Origin of the sequence: Parashewanella tropica, assembly GCF_004358445.1 — a bacterium.
GTDB classification, from domain to species: Bacteria; Pseudomonadota; Gammaproteobacteria; order Enterobacterales; family Shewanellaceae; genus Parashewanella; species Parashewanella tropica.
On sequence record NZ_CP037951.1, the window covers coordinates 430,454 to 449,690 of the forward strand.

Sequence of the window (19,237 nt, forward strand, 5' to 3'; positions counted from 1 at the left end):
CAAGGTAATAAATAGGTCGATTGGCACGTCCATCGGTATTGGCAAACATTTCATAAGATTCAGACGTATAAACAATGGCTGAAAAACGTAATATTTTTCTTATTGGCCCAATGGGCGCAGGTAAAAGTACTATCGGTCGCCATTTGGCGCAGATGCTACATTTAGAATTCCATGATTCCGACCAAGAGATTGAACACCGTACAGGTGCGGACATTGCATGGGTGTTTGATGTTGAAGGCGAGGAAGGTTTCCGTCTTCGCGAAACTAAAGTGATTTCAGATCTTTCTGAAAAGCAAGGTATCGTATTGGCCACTGGGGGTGGTTCAATCGAAAGTAAAGATATCCGTAACTACCTTTCTGCTCGTGGTTTTGTGGTATATCTTGAAACGACTATCGACAAGCAAGTTGCTCGCACACAGCGCGATAAGCGTCGTCCTTTACTGCAAGTGGATGATCCACGTGAAGTATTGGAAACGTTAGCTGAAACTCGTAATCCTCTTTATGAAGAGATTGCAGACGTCGTTGTTAAAACTGACGATCAAAGTGCAAAAGTAGTTGCAAACCAAATTATTGAAAAATTAGGTTTTTAATTACACTTTATTCCGCGCAGCCAAATGTTATTCTCTATACATTTTAGCTGCGCGAAATTCTCATTCTATTATCTTTAACTACTCAGGTTATACTGCGTACTCTTGGTAGGCAGGGAGCTATTATTACTTAGGATTCACCATGGAAAGTATTCTCGTTCAACTTGATAGCCGTAGTTATTCGATATTTATTGATCAGCAGGTGTTTGCAAACGCCTCGAACAATACTCAGATCATCAATGAGTTCAAAGCTCTGGCGCAGGACAAAAAGTTATTGATTGTAACCAATGATACAGTCGCGCCTTTATACCTTGAGCAAACAAAAACCTTATGCCAACAAAGTAATGCAAGTCATATTGAAGTTGTCGTTTTACCCGATGGCGAGCAATTTAAGGATATGACACACCTCAATCGCATATTTGATGCTTTGCTTGAAAAGCAATACGCTCGTGATTGTATGCTGATGGCCTTAGGTGGTGGTGTTATTGGTGATATGACGGGATTTGCTGCTGCGTGCTATCAACGTGGTGTCGATTTTATTCAAATTCCAACGACCTTATTGGCACAAGTAGATTCATCGGTGGGTGGTAAAACAGCCGTTAATCATACGCTGGGTAAAAACATGATTGGTAGTTTTCATCAGCCAAAATTAGTGCTAATTAATACTGATTTCTTAAATACTTTACCAGATAGAGAGTTTGCGGCCGGAATGGCTGAGGTGATCAAGTATGGTTTATTATGGGATCAAAGCTTCTTTGAATGGTTAGAGCTCAATCAGGAAGCACTCAAGGCTAAGCAGCCGCAAGTGTTAATTCAAGCGATTAAACGCTGCTGTGAAATTAAAGCAGAAATCGTCGCGCAAGATGAAACTGAGCGAGGTTGCCGTGCGTTATTAAACCTAGGTCATACCTTTGGTCATGCCATTGAAACCGGTTTAGGCTATGGAAACTGGTTGCATGGAGAAGCTGTGGCAGCGGGTATGGTGATGGCTTTTCAAACGTCTCAAGAAATGGGATGGGTTTCCCAGCAAGTCGTTGATCGTGTTACGGCTTTAATTTCAGCGTTTGGATTGCCGACAACGAAACCTGAAGATTTTAGTGGCGAAACAATGCTTGCTTTGATGCAACGAGATAAAAAAGTACAAGATGGTCAGCTGCGGCTCATTTTACCTCAAGCAATCGGTAATACTGTGGTGACTTCGCAAGCTCCACAATCAGTGTTATCAAAAGTACTCAGTGTCTAGTGAGATGACTCTGTACCTTACCTTCTATTTAGCAATGTAAAGTTCATCTGCAAATCATGGCGTTATTAGTTTCACAACAATCTTTAGTTGAGCGTTTATGGCATAACGCCAGTTATGTCGAGCAATTACAATTACTTTGCGGTGAGAGTGGAAGCGGCAAAACCACCATTCTTAGCACAGTTAAAGAGCAAGCTAATGAGCATTTATGCGCTTATGTCGCATGCCCTGAGTATGCTGATGATGCTGAGATCCGTCGTAAAATTTGGGTTCAATTACTTGATGAATCCGTTTTTGATGATGAACTTTCCTTATCTGATACGCTGGTTGCCAATCAGCATTTTATTCAGCAACCAATATTGATTCTATTGGATGACGCCCATCGTTTATCAATCACATTGCTTGCTGAGTTGATGACCTTGTCACAAATGCAAGTTGCGGAGCAGCCGATAGGTGTCATTGCAGCAGTATCGACGGCATTCGCTGAAATGTTAGAGAATGAGTTGGCTGCTGAGAATGAAATATTTACTACACTGCAAATTGAACCATTATCAGAAGAAGAACAATACAATTTATATTTGTTGTTGATGGGACAGCAATCGCATGGGAGAGAACAGGTATTAAGCAGGCCTGACTTTGGTGATGCAGCGGTTTACCCTAATGATATTGTCAATGCATTGATGGGAAAGCAAGAAACGCAATCTAAAAAACCTTTTTCTCTATTGATGAAATTGTGTGTTGCTTGTTGTCTAAGCTTGTTGGGTTTGTTCGCTTTTTGGCAGTTGTATAGCTCAAGTGCCATAGAGGAAAACCAAAGCATAAACTCGACAAAATTGAAAATAGTGGGTGATCCTGCAAAGTTGAAGACAAGCTCAGCCGATAATGATTCAACTAAAATCAGTACCTCTGGAAAACCAGAACCTCAGGCTACTTCTGTAGTTGAAAAGGCAAAACCTGATACTCAATCTGAGCTTATATTGCCGGAGCAAAAGTCGGTAACGGTTGTGGAAAATAAGCAACGCCAAAACCCTAAGCCAGTAGAGCCTATTATAGAAAATAAGGTCATTTCTACGATCGAAACCACGCAAGATGAGATAAGCCCAAATGTTGTACCCTCTGCGAAGGTACAACAGGCCGTTGCTAAGACAAAACCAATTGTAGATAAGCCACCGAAAACAGTTCAAACCCCAAGCAAAGTGGTGGATAAAACCGTCCCCTTGCACTTTACGCCTAAATACTCTCAAGGCTACACATTACAGCTGGCGACCATGACTCATAAAGACTCCCTTAATAAGTTGTTGAAGAAACTTGATGGTTGGCAAGACGTTAGAGTGGCTCAGTACAATCGAAAATGGGTGGTTGTATTGGGAGATTTTGCTACTCGTAGCGACGCGCAGCAAACGATAAAAAAATTAAAAGCAAAGACTAAGCTGCCAGCTCCTTGGCTTCGAAGGTGGTCAGCATTAAAAGGCTATAATTTTCGCTAATGAAATCCTTTACAAATCATCGTACAATCGTGATCTTTCTTAATCCTTCACTTGGAATAAAGCCAGTCAATGACCAATAAAAACAGAGCCTTTTTAAAGTGGGCTGGTGGTAAATTTAAGCTTGTCGATAAGCTAAAAGAATCCTTACCTGAAGGGCAACGCTTGGTGGAACCTTTTGTGGGGGCTGGTAGTGTTTTTTTAAATACCAACTATTCCTCATACTTGCTGTGTGATATAAACCAAGATCTGATCAATCTTTATCAGATTTTGCAACGTACTCCTGAGCGATATATTAAAGAATCTCGAAAGCTATTTGTACCTGAGATGAATCGCAAAGACGCTTACTACGAGATCAGAGAAGCTTTTAATCAAACCAATAATAAATTCGATCGTTCTCTGTGGTTTTTATATATGAACCGTCATGGCTTTAATGGTTTATGCCGTTATAACCGCAAAGGAGGATTCAATGTTCCTTTTGGTTCGTATAAGAAACCTTATTTCCCAGAAAAAGAGCTGTTGGCATTTGCCGAGAAAGCCCAGCAAGCTGAATTTAAATGTGTTGGATATGAACAAGCCTTTGATTTAGCCAAAGCCGGTGATGTGATTTATTGCGATCCGCCTTATGCACCGCTGTCGACGACGGCGAGCTTTACCACTTATGTTGGGGCTGGGTTTAGTTTAGATGATCAAGCATTATTGGCTCGACGTGCCCGCTTAGTGGCTCGCGAAAAGAATATTCCAGTAGTGATCAGTAACCATGACATTCCGTTAACTCGGGAGTTATATCACGGTGCCATGTTTGATCAAATTAAAGTGCAGCGCAATATCAGTCAAAAAGGCAGTGGCAGAACTAAAGTCGATGAATTGATTGCTTTATACGACGAGCATTATCACTTACCTGAAAACTAGTCGATAACAAAACGCACAATCAAAATTAAGGTTAATACCAGTAAAGCCGCTAGGACAATTCCCATCACGATAAAGGGAACGGGCGAACTCATTTGAAAATCTCGCTGCCGATTTTTATCGCTTTGTACTCCAAAGAAAGCGGCGAGGGTGCTGGTTAGGACTTGCCAGAATAATTTCAGCATTACTGGGTTGGAATGCTGTCACTGTTTTGTGGGATCTGATGGTCGCGACCACTGTGTAATAACTCAAATAAATCAAAAAAGTGGAATTGATTTGAATCGCTATCACCAGTAAGCCAGCTTCCCCAATTAACTTGTTTCGCTTGGCTGGAACAGCGGTTAACAGGATGGTTGCTAGGTAGCATCTGATTATAATCTACGGAATTATGATTAGCACAATAGGATTGTGAGTGTGTTGATTGAACCGCCAAAAGCGTCATAGCAGAGAAGGTCACTGTCAGTCCCATGGCAAGCTTGAATTTGTGTTTCTTCAAGTTTATTTTCCCTAATATCGCCACGATGTTAACCCTTTTGATAACCATACCGACTCGCGATTATAACCCATTATCGATTGTAATTTAAACAGCTAATTTAAGTCATATCTTTAGAGGGCTGATCCGGCTCAATAATTAATAGATCAAGACTAGAGCGAATGGCATTCCGAGAGTAAAATAAGGTTAAATTATCCTCTATCTTATAAAAGAGTCTTGTATGCGTCCTTTTCTGATTGCTCCTTCCATTTTATCTGCCGACTTTGCTCGCCTTGGTGAAGAAGTTGAAAACGTCATCAGTGCTGGAGCTGATGTGGTTCACTTTGATGTGATGGATAACCATTATGTGCCCAACTTAACCATCGGCCCTATGGTATGTAAGGCATTACGTGATTATGGCATTTCCGCCGATATTGATGTTCACCTTATGGTTAAGCCTGTCGATCGCATCATTCCAGACTTTATTGATGCAGGGGCCTCTATTATAACCTTTCATCCAGAAGCGTCAGATCATATTGATCGCAGCTTGCAGCTTATTAAAGATGCTGGCTGCAAAGCGGGTTTAGTGTTTAATCCTGCTACCCCCCTCCATTACCTTGACTATGTTATGGACAAAGTCGACGTGATTTTATTGATGTCAGTAAATCCTGGTTTTGGTGGACAGTCTTTTATTCCTAATACTCTTGATAAATTGCGTGAAGTTCGCCGTCGCATTGATGCAAGTGGACGTGATATTCGTTTAGAAATTGATGGTGGCGTAAAAGTCGATAACATTGCCGAGATTGCAGCCGCTGGTGCCGATATGTTCGTGGCAGGTTCAGCCATTTTTAATCAGCCTGACTACAAGACTGTGATTGATACGATGCGTGATGAATTGGCAAAGGTTGACAGCAAATGACTCGCCGATTCAAAGCCATCGCCTTTGATTTAGACGGCACCTTAGTCGATAGTGTGCCAGATCTGGCTGCCGCGGTAAATGGTATGATGATGGAGCTCAATTTAGAGCTTACTTCTGAAGATCAAGTGCGTTCTTGGGTGGGAAATGGTGCAGAAGTATTAGTCCAGCGCGCCCTAAAGTGGTCTACGGCAGAGTCTCCTCAGCCTTCGATGTTGGCTGAAGCTTTGGCGGTGTTTATGCGTCATTATGATTTACACCTTAATCAACACAGTCGCTTGTATCCGAGTGTGAAGGCTACGCTGGCACAGTTGCATCTACAAGGCTATCAAATGGCGATAGTAACCAATAAACCTCAGCAGTTTATTAAGCCGTTATTAAAAGCTTTTGGCATCGAGGCATACTTTAGTTTAATTCTTGGTGGTGATACGCTACCAAAGAAAAAGCCTGATCCGTTACCTTTGACGCATATTCTTGAGCAGTGGCAGCTGGAAAATTATCAGCTATTAATGGTTGGTGATTCGAAAAATGATATTTTAGCGGCAAAAGCGGCCTCAATTGCCTCAATAGGCTTGACCTATGGCTATAACTACGGGGAAGATATTGGCCTTTGCGGCCCTGATGCCGTATTTGATAATTTTCATCACATTGAAAACTGGGTAAACGCCCAATCTTAATTAGGAGTAAGTAAAGCAATGACCAAACCCATTGTACTGAGTGGCGCACAGCCTTCTGGTGAATTAACCATAGGAAATTACATGGGCGCACTTCGCCAGTGGGTACAAATGCAAGACAGTCACGACTGCTTGTATTGTGTGGTTGATTTACATGCCATCACAGTAAGGCAAGATCCTAAAGCATTGCGTGAAGCCTGCTTAGATACATTAGCCTTATATCTTGCTTGCGGCGTTGATCCTAAAAAGAGTACGGTGTTTATTCAATCTCAAGTACCGCAACATACCCAACTAAGCTGGGCGTTAAATTGTTATGCACAAATGGGTGAACTGAATCGTATGACTCAGTTTAAAGATAAATCACAAAAGCATGCCAATAACATTAATGTCGGCTTGTTTGGTTACCCTGTGCTGATGGCGGCTGACATTCTGCTTTATCAAGCCAATGAAATTCCAGTGGGGCAAGACCAAAAGCAGCACCTTGAACTCACCCGTGATATCGCGACTCGTTTTAATAACGCATACGGTGATACTTTTACCATTCCTGAGCCTTTCATTCCGCCTTTAGGGGCGAAAGTGATGTCATTGCAAGATCCAACCAAGAAGATGTCTAAGTCGGATGACAATAACAATAATGTGATTGGGTTATTGGAAGATCCGAAAAAAGTTCTTAAAAAGATCAAAAAAGCCGTGACTGACTCCGAAGAGCCACCAAGAGTTGCTTTTGATGTTGAAAACAAGCCAGGTGTTTCTAACTTACTCAGTATTATGTCTGGTACGACAGGTCGCTCTATTGCTGAACTTGAAGCCGAGTTTGAAGGCAAAATGTACGGTCATTTAAAAGTAGCGACTGGCGAAGCCGTTGTGGCTATGCTTGAGCCTTTACAAGAGCGTTATCGTCAAATCCGTGCCGATCAAGCGTATCTTGATGCGGTCATGAAAGAAGGTGCAGAAAAAGCGCAAGCCCGTGCTGAAGTGACGCTGAAAAAAGTGTATGAAAAGATCGGTTTAATTGTATAAATTACAATCAGATTTATCGAAAGCCCGACTGCTAATGTCGGGTTTTTTGTTTTTGTATAAAAGATATACGACTTCTTACTTAATGTAACAAAAAAACACTGATTCTAAGTGCATCTATTACCGCTTTTTGTTAACTTCTACGCTGAGTTTTGAGTAGTAATACATTAGAATGTATATTTTTTGCATGTGTGGGAAAGTTTTATCCGAGTTCATCTGTCTTTGAAAAAGATACGTTTATTCCATAAAAAAGTTTTATAAAAACTCAAATTAAAATCAGTTAAAACAATAAATTAAAGACAAGAGTGGCAACTCAGTTTAAGGGCGTAAAAATGAAGTGTGTGAAACGGTTATCAGCATGGCTGGTGTTATTGATGTTGGCACCTGTAGCTTGGGCTAGCCAAGTCACTGTTATTGATAACAATTCAAAGCCTTTAGCCAATATGGTTGTGTACCTGAAGCCATCAATCACTGTCGATTTATCTGCATTCCCTATTCCAGAAACGCCTCAGATTGTTAGACAAAAGGACAAACAATTCTCTCCTTACATTTTAGTAATGCGAGCAGGAAGTAAGGTCGCCATTACTAATGAAGATAACATTTCTCATCATGTTTATTCAGCTGCGGGTGTTAAGCGATTTTCAATCAAAATGCCGAAACAGTCGAAAAGTGATGTGCTGCAAATGACTAAAGCGGGCGAGGTTGCTCTAGGTTGCAATGTGCATGACTGGATGAGCAGTTATTTGAAAGTCGTAGATACGCCGTTTTATGGACTAACCGATAAAGATGGGAACATTCATTTTAACAGTGTTCCAAGTGGTGAATATCAATTGGTTGTATGGCATCCTCAACTTCAAGCTGAAGCTCAACAGCAAACAAGCCAAGTAACCTTGCCAAAAAAAGATCCGTTAACCATTAAGGTGACGGCGGATATTCTTCCTATTCCTCAGCAAAAAACGATAGATGAATTCGAATTTTGGGAATCATACTGATGCCTCGATTTTGGAATAAGCTACAAGCGCGGATCTTTTTATTTTTTGTTGTCTTGCTGATCATCATTCAAGGCTTTTCGTTTTGGATGTCTTATCAATCTCACAAGCAACTTGAGCAGCAACAAATCAGCAGTCGAATTTCGAATGCGGTTGAAGTATTCAAAAACCAATTTGATACGCGTAGCTTCTATCTTGGCGTTTTTTCAGAGGTGGTTTCTCAAGATTACAGCTTGAAAGAAGTGTTTATCGAAGACGACACTGGTAGCTTTCTAACGGCACTAGGCAATCACCAACGCCGCATTAAAGCGAATTTATCCATGTCGGTGAACAAAGATGGCCAAATCATTGCTCAATTGATCAGTGGAAAAAATACCAAAGGACAAACCCGCTACCGTTTAGGCCCCGAGCAAGGGGAGGCTTTTCCAATACCGCTGGACAAGAATCAATCAACGGTAAACTTACTGTATCAAGTGGGTGGCAGCCTCTATCAAATGCAGTTTTCTCGTATTACGGCAGGCGGCAATACCTTGCTTGGTTGGGTAGGCTTTGGGTTCAAAATCGATTCAATCCTTGCAACAGAGTTGATGCAGCAGACGGGATTAACAACAGGCTTTGCGCTGTTAGATCCACAGTTAAACATTTCTGAACTTCGCCAGTCGTCAACCACAGATAGCGATATGCTAAAGAACTTAGCTTACCAACTTATCGGTAAGTTTAATGATCAGCGTTATTTGTTCTGGAGTCAAAAGCTAGGTGCGATTGATGGCAAAGATCTGTATGCCTACATGTACCTGCCACGTGAGCAAGTGCTGGCGCCGTTAAAAGAGCAATGGTGGCAACAGTTATGGATAGTCATTTCGATGCTGCCTTTATCCATGCTAGCGGCTTTTTATATTTCACGAAGCATCACCAAGCCCATTAATCAGATGATAGAACAGGCGAAATTTATTGCGCGTGGAAATTACGATCATAAAGTGAAAGAAAGCTCTACGGTTGAACTGGCACAATTAGCCCATGAGTTTTCAGAAATGCAAAGTGCCATTTTGAGCCGTGAACAACGCATTGTTTATCAAGCCTTTCATGATCCGCTAACCAATTTACCCAATAGAAATGAATTAGATAGGGTAGTAACAACGTGGATGGAACAAAATAAGCAGTTTATGATCTGCTTAGTGAATGTGAGACGCATGACAGATGTGAATGCGACTCTTGGGCATGGTGTCGGTGACGAAGTCATTAAAGAGGTTGGACGTCGTCTTGAAAGCATGAAGAATGTGAGCTTCGCCTGCCGAATTTCTGGTGATGAGTTTGCCTTAGTACTAAATGATTTTCAGGTGGATGATATCGGTCTTTTGATTGCTTCATTACGAGAAAAAATGGCGCGCCGTTATCGCTACCAAGGGTTGTCACTTGAGTTGGAACTCACTATGGGCGCTGCGATCCGTAATCACTCTTCGTCCCTGTTTTCGGTATTACAACAAGCTAACACTGCGCTGCAATATGCTAAATCTAATAAGCTTGAATATCAGCTTTATGATAAACAAATCGATCAGCACACCGTAGAGCGATTAGAGTTGATTAATGGTCTTAAATCCGCCATTGAAAGTAATGAGTTGGTGTTGTATTACCAACCTAAACTGTGTTTGCAAAAAAATGCAGTGATCAAGGTCGAAGCACTCGTGCGTTGGGCACATCCAGAAAAAGGCATGATCCCGCCCGATGTGTTTATCCCGATTGCTGAAAAAACAGGGCAAATGAATGCGCTGACTCGGTGGGTGTTAGAGACAGCAATCAAACAATATAAACAATGGCGAACACAAGGCATTGAGCTGGGAATTGCCATTAATATTTCGGCTGAGAACTTAAAAGACAGCAGTTTTTGTCAATGGGTGTTGAATACCATCAGTCAGCAGCAAGTACCCATTTCTGCGTTCACATTAGAAATTACCGAAGATGCAGTTGTGTCTGATTTGGACAGTGCGATTATGCAATTAAGTTATTGGCGAGCAAAAGGGCTTAAGCTCTCCATTGATGACTTTGGCACAGGTTATTCGTCGCTAGGGCAATTAAAGCTATTACCTGTCGATGAGGTTAAAATTGACCGTTCGTTTGTGCAGCAGCTTATGTCAAATGCCGATGACCAGATCATCGTTAAATCAACCATAGAATTAGCGCATAACTTAAACCTTACTGTGGTCGCCGAAGGGGTGGAAAATCAAGATACGCTTGAGTGGTTAAGAGAGCGTGGTTGTGAAATGGCGCAAGGCTATCACTTAAGTAGGCCTATTTCAGGTTCAGCTTTGGAGTCATGGTTACTACAAAGCGAGTATTTTTACCACAGCACTTCCTCAAGTACAGATTTAGTTTAAGAATAAAAAAAAAGGGATAACATGAAGTTAGTTGTTATTGGCTTATTGTGTTTGTCGACGTCAGCTGTAGCTGTTGAACAAAAATGGTCTGGGATCATCGATGTTTCCGTTGCCAATACGGATAGCACACAAAGTTATCTTGAAGGTGGCTTGGGTAAGTTTAGAGCCAATAATGGAACTCAGTTAGCCTTATCTCAAGTTGGTCTTAGTCATCACCTTCAGCTCAATGATCATTGGTCGACTAAAGTTGTGGCTAATGGTTATTGGGATAATGTTGATAATGGTATCGGTATTACTGAGGCCATTGTTAAATATCGTGGTCTACCCAGTGAAAATGGCTATCGTGTTGAGGCGCAAGCGGGGATCATGTATCCCAATATCACCTTAGAAAATTTAGCGACGGCTTGGGCATCGCCTTACACCTTAAATTACTCCGCCATTAATGCTTGGCTTGCTGAGGAAGTCCGCCATGCTGGCATGAGAATTGGTATTACTCGTTTAGGTAAGTTTCATCAATCTCCCCATAGTTTTTCATTAAATATTGAAGCGTTTGCCAATAACGATACTACAGGCGCTTTGCTGGCATGGCATGGCTGGACACAAAGTTCACGACAAACACTATGGCATGAAACGATTCCCGTTCCAAAGCTTCCACAATTTAAGGGAGCGTTAAGCGGACAGGCGAAACAATCCGACCCATTTTTAGAGTTGGATAACCGTCTGGGTACTCATATTTCAGCGCAGTGGTCATGGCGTGGCAAAGGGCGACTTCTGGCTGGCTATTACGATAATAATGCCAACACTAAGATAGTTAAAAATGGTCAATACGCTTGGCGTACTCGTTTTCATCACCTTGGGGTAAAGTGGCGATTGCCAGCTCGAATAGAAATGATTGCACAGTATATGAAAGGCGATACTCTAATGATGGATCCTAAAGGGTTTGATGCCGTCAATAACGACTATCAAAGTGCTAATCTGCTACTAAGTCGTCGCTGGAACCAACATACGTTGAGTGGGCGGATTGAGCATTTTTCAGTGACCGACAATGACAAAGTTGCGGTGGATAATAATAATGAGTCTGGGCGCTCACTAACCCTATCTTATCGTTATCGTATTCAGAGAGGCTGGTTTATCCATACCGAATTCAACTGGATTGACAGTGAGCGGCAAGCTCGAACCAGTATTGGTTTACCTAAACACCTTATCGAAAGACAGTGGCAGTTGGCGACTCGATATTTTTTCTAATTAAAGTTCTCGTAGGTAAATGTGCCTTTGGCGGCATTGTAGATCATCAAAGGCATTTTTGATCTGGTACGTTCTTTAAAACCTTTCTGATAATAAAAGGTGCAAATATGTTGATTGCTTTCAGCTTTAGCAACAATAGTCGTTTCAGGTGAGTTAGCATTATCAGATTCTATACGAGTTATTGTCATATCTGTATTCAACAAGCTTCTCATTGTATATGCGCAATCTCGCCCATTACTGAAGTTACCATCTCTAATTGTTGATTCAGGATAGCAGCTTCCAGAACCACTTGGGCGGTTATGTAATCCTGCTGCTCTGATGGCTGCTTCAAATCGATTGCTGGCACCACTACCTCCACGATAAGCCAAACCTAACCAGCCCGATGCAACACATTTGGAGTGAAATAATTTAGCGCTTTGCTCAAATTGTTTGAAGGTATACTGAGCAGTAGCTAGATTGGCTTCATCACTAAAAGAGATGAATTTGGGGATGGCGATGACACTTATTAATCCAATAATGATAATGGTTATCACTAGTTCGATAAGAGTAAAACCAGAATGACGCATTCATACATTCCAATAACATGAATAGGATTGAATTGTATGATAAATATAGGTTTAAGAAAAGAATCCTGAGCCATATTCTGGAATAGAAACGTACTCAGGATAGCTTCTTTGGGTAAATCAAATTGAAGATTTATTAAGCCTTGGTATTAATAATATGTCCCGCATTTCCAACAGCCTTAGGTGCTGAGCTGGCAATGAGTTGCATGGCTGTTTCGCCTTCAGCTTTTTGTTGCTGCTTGGCCATTTGCATCACTTTAACATTGGTGGTTTGTTGGTTTGCTGCTGACTGAACATTTGAACCGCTGATATCCATACATCACTCTCTTGTTACATCGATTTACTATAATATCGGCTCTAATTATCATCGCTTTAGGGATTTTTTAGTGGATAATTAATTTTCAAAATGCCAAAAATAAATAAGGCTATTTATTAATAAAAAGTGAGATATCGCACAAAGTCTTGAATAAATAACTCATATAGAATTCCGCCCCAAAATAGAATAAAAAGTCTAGTTGGGGTCGCAGTCAGTATGTTTAGAAATAAAAGCATTTCGTTTCAAATTTTATCGCTTATTACCATATTAATCGTCTTAGCATTTGCGAGTACCGCTACCTTGATATATAGGCAAGCTAAAACGCTATATTTAGAGCAAACATTAAATGATCATCAAAGTAAAATTGATACCTTGGCTAAAGCGCTTAGCGAAGAATATCAAGCATTTTTACTTTCTGCTGAACACCTTGAAGGGGCGTTGATTAATGGTTATTTGTTTGGACTCGAGCCTGCCGTTGGAGTTGATCACTTAAATGATAAAACATTGGAGCGTGTTGAGCATGAGGGCAAGCCGCTTTCCAATTTGACGCCGATCATTGATCGTTTTAAAAAAGACACCGAAGCCGATGCGACAATATTTTTGCGTGATGGTGATGATTTCATTCGGGTGATCACCACTTTAAAGAACCCCAATGGTGAAAGAGTTGTAGGCAGTTATTTAGGGAAGTCACATCCTGGTTACAACAAACTCATGGCTGGCCAATCATATTCGTCGATGGTCAAGTTATTTGGTCAAAACTATTTGGCCTATTATCGCCCGCTACTTAGTAATGGGCGGATTTATGCGCTTGCTTTTGCGGCTATCCCGTTACAAAAGGCTACGGAATCCATTTTTAACGCCATTGTAGAAGTGAAGTGGGGCAAAGGTGGCGAAAGTTTTGTGATCAGTGCCGACAGCAAAGATTCTGGCATGTATTTATTGCATCCGAATACGAATTTTATTGGTAAAAATGTTCAGCAAATCTATAGCCCAGACGGTACTCGCCCCTTTGAAAACTTGATGGATAATGTTGGTGAAGTAACCTTTTATAAAGATCAAATGGCTAAGGATATTCAGAGCAAATACTTAGTTACGTCGTTTGTACCGGGCTGGAATTGGGTGATTGGTGGAGGAACCAAGGTTTCAGAAATTACCCAAGGCAGTCATTACCTACTTAAAATCATCCTTAGTATCGCGGTTGTTGTCTGCGGTACCGTGATTGTTATTTTGTATCTAGTCATGAAAAAACTGTTGGCACCCATGGCGAAAAATCATGGTTACATGAAACGCTTAGGTGACGGTGAAGTTAGCTTAGAGGTTGAGGGTGGTGATGTAACATCAAACAATGAAATGTCTCAGTTGACAGCTGTTGTCGGCAATATGGCTGGCCGTTTATATGAGTTGACGACAGATATCAAAGACATCAGTACTTCTCTGGCCACTCAAGCGGGGCAAGCAAAAGGCAATGCTGAGGGGAGCTTACTCTCTGCTGAATCGCTGCAATCCCAAATTGAACATATTGCGACGGCAACGGAAGAAATGGCTGCGTCTGCGCAAAGTGTGGCCGAGCAGGTGGAACATATAGCCGTTAGTGTACGAGAAGCGAATGATGATGCGATTGCCGGAACGAAAGTAGTTGAGAATATGCAAGTGAAAGTGGCATCGCTTTCAGAACAAATTCAATCATCCTCTGAAGCCATTCAAACTGTTGAGGTAGAAAGCAATAATATTCAAAGCGTTACCAAAATGATTGATGAAATTGCTGAACAAACCAACCTGCTAGCGTTAAATGCTGCGATTGAAGCGGCTAGAGCAGGTGAACAAGGCCGAGGCTTTGCTGTTGTTGCGGATGAGGTAAGAAGCCTTGCTGCAAGAACTCAACAGTCAGTCAAAGAAGTGGTAGGCATTATTAGTCAGTTACAAAACAGTACCCAAACTGCGGTGAAGCTCATGAAGCTCAGTAGTGACTATGGTGTAGAAGTCGATAAGCAAGCTGAAGAAACTGGTGGTGCACTTTCTGGTATTGCCACACAAATCGCAAATATTGAACAAATGGCACAAGAAATTGCAGCGACCTCTGAGCAGCAGGCTCAAGTCAGTACCGAAATTGCTTCTAGTGCTAATGAAGTGACGATTTTAAACCAAAATAATTACGCGGCTGCACAAGACACAGCACAAAGCTCACAGGAGCTAAATCAACTATCTAATCAGTTGTCTGAGAAAGTCAGCTACTTTAAATAAACAATGAAAAAGGCTGCGATTGCAGCCTTTTAAATAGAGAAAAATTACTTTTCAGCAGCAATCACTGAAATTTCAACCAATAGCTCTTCACGTGCCATATTAGCGGTCACACAAGCTCTTGCGGGAGCATGACCTTCAGGTACCCATGCATCCCAAACTGCGTTCATATCAGCGAAGTATTGCATGTCTTTGATATAAATGGTGGCAGAAAGGATATGCTCACGGTCGCTGCCAGCTTGCTCTAGCAACGCATCTACTTTGTCTAGCATAGTTTGAGTTTGTTCGGTGATCCCTTTAGTGGCGTCTGCACATACCTGACCACATAAATAGATCGTGCCATTATGCTTAACGATACGGCTCATACGTTGCTTTGTTTCAAGTCTTTCTATGGACATTACAGCTGTTCCTTGGTTGTAATTTAGAATAAGTATTCATCAGAAGATCGAGTATGGTAACAAGAAAACCCCTACCTTAAAAACTTATATTCTTATATGTCATACAAATTGTGCGTGGTTAATTTATGAGAAAAAATTAAGGGAAAGAAGCTTAGAGACCATATACGGCCTCTGGAGAAAACAAAAGCGCCCAATAAAGAAAGTGGACGCTTGATAAGGTGAAAGAGAGTTTAATCCCAACTATTTGGTATAATCAAATACCTTAATCACTTTTCTCACACCTGTGGTATGGCGGGCAACGTTAACGGCTAAATCAGCTTGCTTTGAGTTGATGACCCCCATCAGAAACACTTCGCCATTTTCGGTGATCACCTTGATACGAGTGATATCTAACCCTTTCTGGTTTAGCATTCTGCCTTTAACCTTAGTCGTGATCCAAGTGTCACTGGTTCGAGTCGTAAAGCCCGTTGGTGAGCTTATTCTTATCTGATCATAAACTTTATCGGCAATATTCATTCCCTTGATGGTATTGATAGCCTTATCACGCAACATGGTATTTGGCGCTTGACCAATCACTAACACTTTACGATTAACGGTAATCGCACGAATGTGTGTTTGATTTTTGATGTCTTGTTGCTTAGCTAATTCAGCCATGATTTTAAAATCGGCATCAGTATCATCAAGCTGAGTACCTAGACTACGCTTATCGTTGAGTGCAACAGCTCCGCCTGCTGCACCCGCAATAATTAAACCGGCACAACCTTGGAGCATAAAACAGGTTAACAATAAGGCAATCAGTTTTTTCATGCTTGTTCGTCCTGTGGGAATAGGGTTTTATCAATATTGTCACATAAGCAGTGGATGACGAGTAAGTGAACTTCTTGAATGCGTGCTGTAATGTTAGATGGAACGCGAACTTCTACGTCATTTGGTCCCATTAACCCTGCCATTGCTCCACCGTCTTTGCCTGTCAAAGCCACAATGGTCATGTCTCGACTTAATGCAGCTTCCATGGCTTTGATGACGTTACCAGAATTACCGCTGGTTGAAATTGCCAGCAAGATATCACCAGGTTGTCCAAGTGCTAAGATTTGTTTTGAGAACACTTCATCGTAGCTATAGTCATTAGCGATGGCCGTTAACGTAGAAGAGTCGGTTGTTAGAGCAATCGCGGGCAGTGGTGGGCGCTCGATTTCATAACGATTGAGTAGTTCGGCTGAAAAGTGTTGTGCATCTCCAGCGCTGCCACCATTACCACAAGCTAAGATTTTGTTGCCGTTTAATAGGCAGTTCACCATCATCTGTGCGGCTTGCTCTATCGACTCTGGCATTGCTTCTGCGGCATCAATTTTGGTTTGAATGGATTCGGTAAAACTGTCTTTAATACGATCTAGCATGGATATACCCTAAAATACGAAACTGCGGCTAGTTTGCCACAATCTTAATCAGGTCAAAAGTAAAGATTTTTGATGATGAAGCTTCTGTCCGTTGACACGTTATTTACCACCCTAAACAGCACTCGCTTAAAGCAAAACTGTGTTCCACTTCTATGACGGAATGTTGCGCTGCCCCAACAATAAAGGCGGTCATGATTTGTTGTAATTCTTTTCCTTGTTCGCTGCTCATTGGTATTTTTAGCAAGGGAAAAATAGCCGAAAATGAATTAGTCATCCCTGAAGCACCTGAAACATAAGGCTGTCCAGATTCAATAAGCTGGCATACATACGGGTTTTGAGGTGACGGATAATGTTGATATTCGACGGCATCATGACGATGAGATGAAGTATTCACGAATAATTTTTGTTGATAATTTACCTGAGTATTTCCAAAAAGATCGGGGTTTGTTTTTACTGTTTTTTTTACCGAATGCTCTCTTGTGAATGCTATGTCCTGCTTATAAACATTATTGAGTTGTGCAAGTAAAAAGGGTTGTTGATGCTCGAGTAGGGCATGTGGCAATTTCCATAAAATACACAGTAGCTTTATGTGATTGTCTCTTTCAGAACTTGTTACTTGTGTCGTTAGGTACTCAATCAAGTAGTCTTTATCGGAGGAGGCCCCACAATGATTGAAATCTACAGGAGCTGGATAAGCATCACGCTTACAATAAATGGCATCACATAATTCAGAAAAGCAGTCATCAGGATATAGCTCTGGTTTGGATTGAATTTCTTTTAACAGCTCAGTCGTAACTTTTAGCACCGTTTCTCGGTGTTCCTCAGAGGTCAGTACTTGATAAGCCCAATCATCTTCTTGTTTTAAACGCTCCCATCGTTTAACAGGATACTCACTCATGGATAAATCATCAGAAGTTTTGTGTGTCATAGTATCGAGTTGAGAGAGGAGAGCAGGTTGAAACCAATCATCTGTCAGTATTTCATTAACTGAATCGCTCACTGCTGTCCATGCGTCTTTTGTTTTAGAGCAAGCGTAGTAACGTAGACTTTTTTGTTGAGTTACGCAATCTGTGCAACAAACGGTAAGGCGAAATGCTTCTTCTGGCTCTGGAACGTAAAATAATGAGTTAATGCTGAAGATAGTTTGCACATCATTATTGATAGTCGCGTTTACGATAAAATTCATAGGGTAACGAAAATTTAGTTGGTAAGTGAATACTAACAAAAGCGCAATCGGAAAGCTGAGTAATGAAGCCAGTTTAATTTAGGGTTTATTTACCCTCGTTATAACCGTGCTTATCAGGGGCAACTTATGAGTTATCACCAGTCATTAAATAATTGCTCTGAAATAGCAAAACTGTGTTCAACTTCAATCATCGAGTGCATTGCTCCGCCTACTATGAAAGCTTTAATGATTTCTTGTAGTTTTTTTCCTTGCTCTGAATTTATTCTAATATTCAAAAGAGGAAAAATAGCGCTGAATGAATTTGCCATGCCTGATACACCAGAAACATAAGGTAAACCAGCTTCAATGAGTTTACATACATAAGGCGTTTGTGGATGCTCAGGGTATCGACATTCATCAGCGTAGTGGCAATGTTCTTTTATATTCTTAAATAGCTGTTGCTCAAAGTGCATCTGGGTATTTCCGAAGCCGCCTGAAGATGTTGTTTTGGCATCGTCATGGATATGCTCCCTTTTAGTGACAACTTGACAGTGATAAGTGTCTAATAGCGCTTGTGATTTAGCATCATCTGTTCTAGATAACATGGTTGAAGGCATCAGCCATATTAGGCACATCAGTTTGATGTGACTGTCTACCTCGCTGCTGTCTATTTGAGTATGAAGGTAATAGATTAAATATTCCCTATATGAAATATCTTCATCTCGTTTAAAATCATGGGGAGTAGGGTATCGATCGCTTTTTGAACGAATTCTTTCGTATACAAAACTCGCGAATTCTTCATCCATTAATGCGGGCTGAGCTTCTATTATGGATAAAAGCGCTTTTGCAACTTGATGTATTAAATCACGATTAAAGGGTTCTATTAAAATCTGATGTGCTTGAATATCTTCCTGTTTTAATATTTCCCATCTTTTTATGGCGTACCCATGCTGCTCAATGTCATCTGGGCGTTTTAAAGTCATAGTTGGCAGTTGAGCATGCAATGCTTCTTTAAACCAATCGTCTGTGAGAGCTTGCTCTGTAGATTGAGTCGAGAGGCACCAAGAAGCGTTAACGTAAGAGCAATTGTAAAAGAGGTTTTTTTTCACACCCGTTAACTCATCAACACAACAAATGGCTAGCTCGAACGAGTCATCTTCTAGTGGAGTAAAAAATAGAGAATTAATGCTTAAAATGCATTTTTCATTATTTCCGATGGTGCAATTTAAGATAAAACTCATATTATCTTTATGTG

The 19,237-nt window shown here is 41.1% G+C and carries 20 protein-coding genes; 11 read left to right on the forward strand and 9 right to left on the reverse strand.

The window, feature by feature from the left end:
* Positions 1-74: 74 nt before the first annotated feature.
* The 4 genes from aroK (at position 75) to E2H97_RS01835 (ending at position 4,223) form a co-directional block, all read left to right on the forward strand.
* Positions 75-590, forward strand: coding sequence for a shikimate kinase AroK (gene aroK / locus E2H97_RS01820; RefSeq protein WP_121839319.1), 516 nt, complete (start codon positions 75-77; stop codon positions 588-590).
* A gap of 139 nt (positions 591-729) precedes the next feature.
* Positions 730-1,830: a 3-dehydroquinate synthase gene (aroB, locus tag E2H97_RS01825; protein ID WP_133405540.1), complete on the forward strand. Its 1,101-nt coding sequence runs from the start codon at positions 730-732 to the stop codon at positions 1,828-1,830.
* 56 nt (positions 1,831-1,886) lie between these two features.
* Positions 1,887-3,314 (forward strand): SPOR domain-containing protein, encoded by a 1,428-nt coding sequence (locus E2H97_RS01830; RefSeq protein WP_133405541.1) that lies wholly within the window; start codon positions 1,887-1,889, stop codon positions 3,312-3,314.
* A 69-nt stretch (positions 3,315-3,383) separates the two neighbouring features.
* A complete protein-coding gene (locus tag E2H97_RS01835) occupies positions 3,384-4,223 on the forward strand; it encodes a Dam family site-specific DNA-(adenine-N6)-methyltransferase (protein ID WP_133405542.1) in 840 nt (279 codons plus the stop codon).
* Here the strand turns inward: E2H97_RS01835 and E2H97_RS01840 are convergent.
* The gene (locus E2H97_RS01840; protein ID WP_133405543.1) at positions 4,220-4,405 is read right to left on the reverse strand and encodes a DUF2970 domain-containing protein; all 186 of its coding nucleotides are present in this window, start codon (positions 4,403-4,405) and stop codon (positions 4,220-4,222) included. The genes E2H97_RS01835 and E2H97_RS01840 overlap by 4 nt on opposite strands.
* Positions 4,405-4,716, reverse strand: coding sequence for a hypothetical protein (locus tag E2H97_RS01845; RefSeq protein ID WP_246029041.1), 312 nt, complete (start codon positions 4,714-4,716; stop codon positions 4,405-4,407). The genes E2H97_RS01840 and E2H97_RS01845 overlap by 1 nt, the downstream gene beginning before the upstream one ends.
* 217 nt (positions 4,717-4,933) lie before the next feature.
* Here E2H97_RS01845 and rpe point away from each other — a divergent pair, with 217 nt between their 5' ends.
* The 6 genes from rpe to E2H97_RS01875 all read left to right on the forward strand — a co-directional run bounded on the left by rpe (position 4,934) and on the right by E2H97_RS01875 (position 11,905).
* On the forward strand, positions 4,934-5,611 hold the full coding sequence (rpe, locus tag E2H97_RS01850) for a ribulose-phosphate 3-epimerase (RefSeq protein WP_133405544.1): 678 nt from the start codon (positions 4,934-4,936) through the stop codon (positions 5,609-5,611).
* A complete protein-coding gene (locus tag E2H97_RS01855; RefSeq protein ID WP_133405545.1) occupies positions 5,608-6,285 on the forward strand; it encodes a phosphoglycolate phosphatase in 678 nt (225 codons plus the stop codon). The genes rpe and E2H97_RS01855 overlap by 4 nt, the downstream gene beginning before the upstream one ends.
* A gap of 18 nt (positions 6,286-6,303) precedes the next feature.
* The gene (trpS, locus tag E2H97_RS01860) at positions 6,304-7,302 is read left to right on the forward strand and encodes a tryptophan--tRNA ligase (protein ID WP_133405546.1); all 999 of its coding nucleotides are present in this window, start codon (positions 6,304-6,306) and stop codon (positions 7,300-7,302) included.
* A gap of 329 nt (positions 7,303-7,631) precedes the next feature.
* A complete protein-coding gene (locus E2H97_RS01865) occupies positions 7,632-8,291 on the forward strand; it encodes a carboxypeptidase regulatory-like domain-containing protein (RefSeq protein WP_133405547.1) in 660 nt (219 codons plus the stop codon).
* Positions 8,291-10,660, forward strand: a complete 2,370-nt coding sequence (locus E2H97_RS01870; protein WP_133405548.1) for an EAL domain-containing protein — start codon at positions 8,291-8,293, stop codon at positions 10,658-10,660. Before E2H97_RS01865 ends, E2H97_RS01870 begins: the two co-directional genes overlap by 1 nt.
* A 21-nt stretch (positions 10,661-10,681) precedes the next feature.
* Entirely contained in the window at positions 10,682-11,905 is a 1,224-nt protein-coding gene (locus E2H97_RS01875) for a hypothetical protein (protein ID WP_133405549.1), read from the forward strand.
* Here the strand turns inward: E2H97_RS01875 and E2H97_RS01880 are convergent.
* Entirely contained in the window at positions 11,902-12,471 is a 570-nt protein-coding gene (locus tag E2H97_RS01880; RefSeq protein WP_133405550.1) for a prepilin-type N-terminal cleavage/methylation domain-containing protein, read from the reverse strand. The two genes, E2H97_RS01875 and E2H97_RS01880, sit on opposite strands and share 4 nt — an antisense overlap.
* Before the next feature lie 133 nt (positions 12,472-12,604).
* Positions 12,605-12,784 (reverse strand): cytoplasmic protein, encoded by a 180-nt coding sequence (locus tag E2H97_RS01885; RefSeq protein WP_133405551.1) that lies wholly within the window; start codon positions 12,782-12,784, stop codon positions 12,605-12,607.
* Between the two features lie 216 nt (positions 12,785-13,000).
* On the opposite strand from E2H97_RS01885, the gene E2H97_RS01890 reads away from it, so the two are divergent.
* Positions 13,001-15,025 carry a methyl-accepting chemotaxis protein gene (locus E2H97_RS01890; RefSeq protein WP_133405552.1) on the forward strand — a complete coding sequence of 675 codons (2,025 nt, stop codon included), beginning with the start codon at positions 13,001-13,003 and terminating at the stop codon, positions 15,023-15,025.
* A gap of 44 nt (positions 15,026-15,069) precedes the next feature.
* On the opposite strand, the gene E2H97_RS01895 is transcribed toward E2H97_RS01890, so the two are convergent.
* From E2H97_RS01895 to E2H97_RS01915, 5 genes are all read right to left on the reverse strand, one after another.
* Entirely contained in the window at positions 15,070-15,420 is a 351-nt protein-coding gene (locus tag E2H97_RS01895) for a RidA family protein (RefSeq protein WP_133405553.1), read from the reverse strand.
* 240 nt (positions 15,421-15,660) lie between these two features.
* The gene (gene dolP / locus E2H97_RS01900; protein WP_133405554.1) at positions 15,661-16,227 is read right to left on the reverse strand and encodes a division/outer membrane stress-associated lipid-binding lipoprotein; all 567 of its coding nucleotides are present in this window, start codon (positions 16,225-16,227) and stop codon (positions 15,661-15,663) included.
* The gene (locus E2H97_RS01905) at positions 16,224-16,817 is read right to left on the reverse strand and encodes a phosphoheptose isomerase (protein WP_133405555.1); all 594 of its coding nucleotides are present in this window, start codon (positions 16,815-16,817) and stop codon (positions 16,224-16,226) included. The genes dolP and E2H97_RS01905 overlap by 4 nt, the downstream gene beginning before the upstream one ends.
* Before the next feature lie 103 nt (positions 16,818-16,920).
* A complete protein-coding gene (locus E2H97_RS01910; RefSeq protein WP_133405556.1) occupies positions 16,921-18,003 on the reverse strand; it encodes a hypothetical protein in 1,083 nt (360 codons plus the stop codon).
* Between the two features lie 134 nt (positions 18,004-18,137).
* Positions 18,138-19,223 (reverse strand): hypothetical protein, encoded by a 1,086-nt coding sequence (locus tag E2H97_RS01915; RefSeq protein WP_133405557.1) that lies wholly within the window; start codon positions 19,221-19,223, stop codon positions 18,138-18,140.
* Positions 19,224-19,237: the final 14 nt, after the last annotated feature.

Excerpts from the sequence above, each read along its gene's own strand:
- E2H97_RS01830 (WP_133405541.1), top strand. The coding sequence starts at position 1,887 with ATGGCGTTATTAGTTTCACAACAATCTTTAGTTGAGCGTTTATGGCAT.
- E2H97_RS01885 (WP_133405551.1), bottom strand. The coding sequence starts at position 12,784 with ATGGATATCAGCGGTTCAAATGTTCAGTCAGCAGCAAACCAACAAACC.
- dolP (WP_133405554.1), bottom strand. The coding sequence starts at position 16,227 with ATGAAAAAACTGATTGCCTTATTGTTAACCTGTTTTATGCTCCAAGGT.
- E2H97_RS01890 (WP_133405552.1), top strand. The coding sequence starts at position 13,001 with ATGTTTAGAAATAAAAGCATTTCGTTTCAAATTTTATCGCTTATTACC.
- E2H97_RS01855 (WP_133405545.1), top strand. The coding sequence starts at position 5,608 with ATGACTCGCCGATTCAAAGCCATCGCCTTTGATTTAGACGGCACCTTA.
- E2H97_RS01870 (WP_133405548.1), top strand. The coding sequence starts at position 8,291 with ATGCCTCGATTTTGGAATAAGCTACAAGCGCGGATCTTTTTATTTTTT.
- E2H97_RS01835 (WP_133405542.1), top strand. The coding sequence starts at position 3,384 with ATGACCAATAAAAACAGAGCCTTTTTAAAGTGGGCTGGTGGTAAATTT.
- E2H97_RS01880 (WP_133405550.1), bottom strand. The coding sequence starts at position 12,471 with ATGCGTCATTCTGGTTTTACTCTTATCGAACTAGTGATAACCATTATC.
- E2H97_RS01875 (WP_133405549.1), top strand. The coding sequence starts at position 10,682 with ATGAAGTTAGTTGTTATTGGCTTATTGTGTTTGTCGACGTCAGCTGTA.
- aroK (WP_121839319.1), top strand. The coding sequence starts at position 75 with ATGGCTGAAAAACGTAATATTTTTCTTATTGGCCCAATGGGCGCAGGT.
- E2H97_RS01865 (WP_133405547.1), top strand. The coding sequence starts at position 7,632 with ATGAAGTGTGTGAAACGGTTATCAGCATGGCTGGTGTTATTGATGTTG.
- rpe (WP_133405544.1), top strand. The coding sequence starts at position 4,934 with ATGCGTCCTTTTCTGATTGCTCCTTCCATTTTATCTGCCGACTTTGCT.
- E2H97_RS01905 (WP_133405555.1), bottom strand. The coding sequence starts at position 16,817 with ATGCTAGATCGTATTAAAGACAGTTTTACCGAATCCATTCAAACCAAA.
- trpS (WP_133405546.1), top strand. The coding sequence starts at position 6,304 with ATGACCAAACCCATTGTACTGAGTGGCGCACAGCCTTCTGGTGAATTA.
- E2H97_RS01915 (WP_133405557.1), bottom strand. The coding sequence starts at position 19,223 with ATGAGTTTTATCTTAAATTGCACCATCGGAAATAATGAAAAATGCATT.
- E2H97_RS01910 (WP_133405556.1), bottom strand. The coding sequence starts at position 18,003 with ATGAATTTTATCGTAAACGCGACTATCAATAATGATGTGCAAACTATC.
- E2H97_RS01895 (WP_133405553.1), bottom strand. The coding sequence starts at position 15,420 with ATGTCCATAGAAAGACTTGAAACAAAGCAACGTATGAGCCGTATCGTT.
- E2H97_RS01840 (WP_133405543.1), bottom strand. The coding sequence starts at position 4,405 with ATGCTGAAATTATTCTGGCAAGTCCTAACCAGCACCCTCGCCGCTTTC.
- aroB (WP_133405540.1), top strand. The coding sequence starts at position 730 with ATGGAAAGTATTCTCGTTCAACTTGATAGCCGTAGTTATTCGATATTT.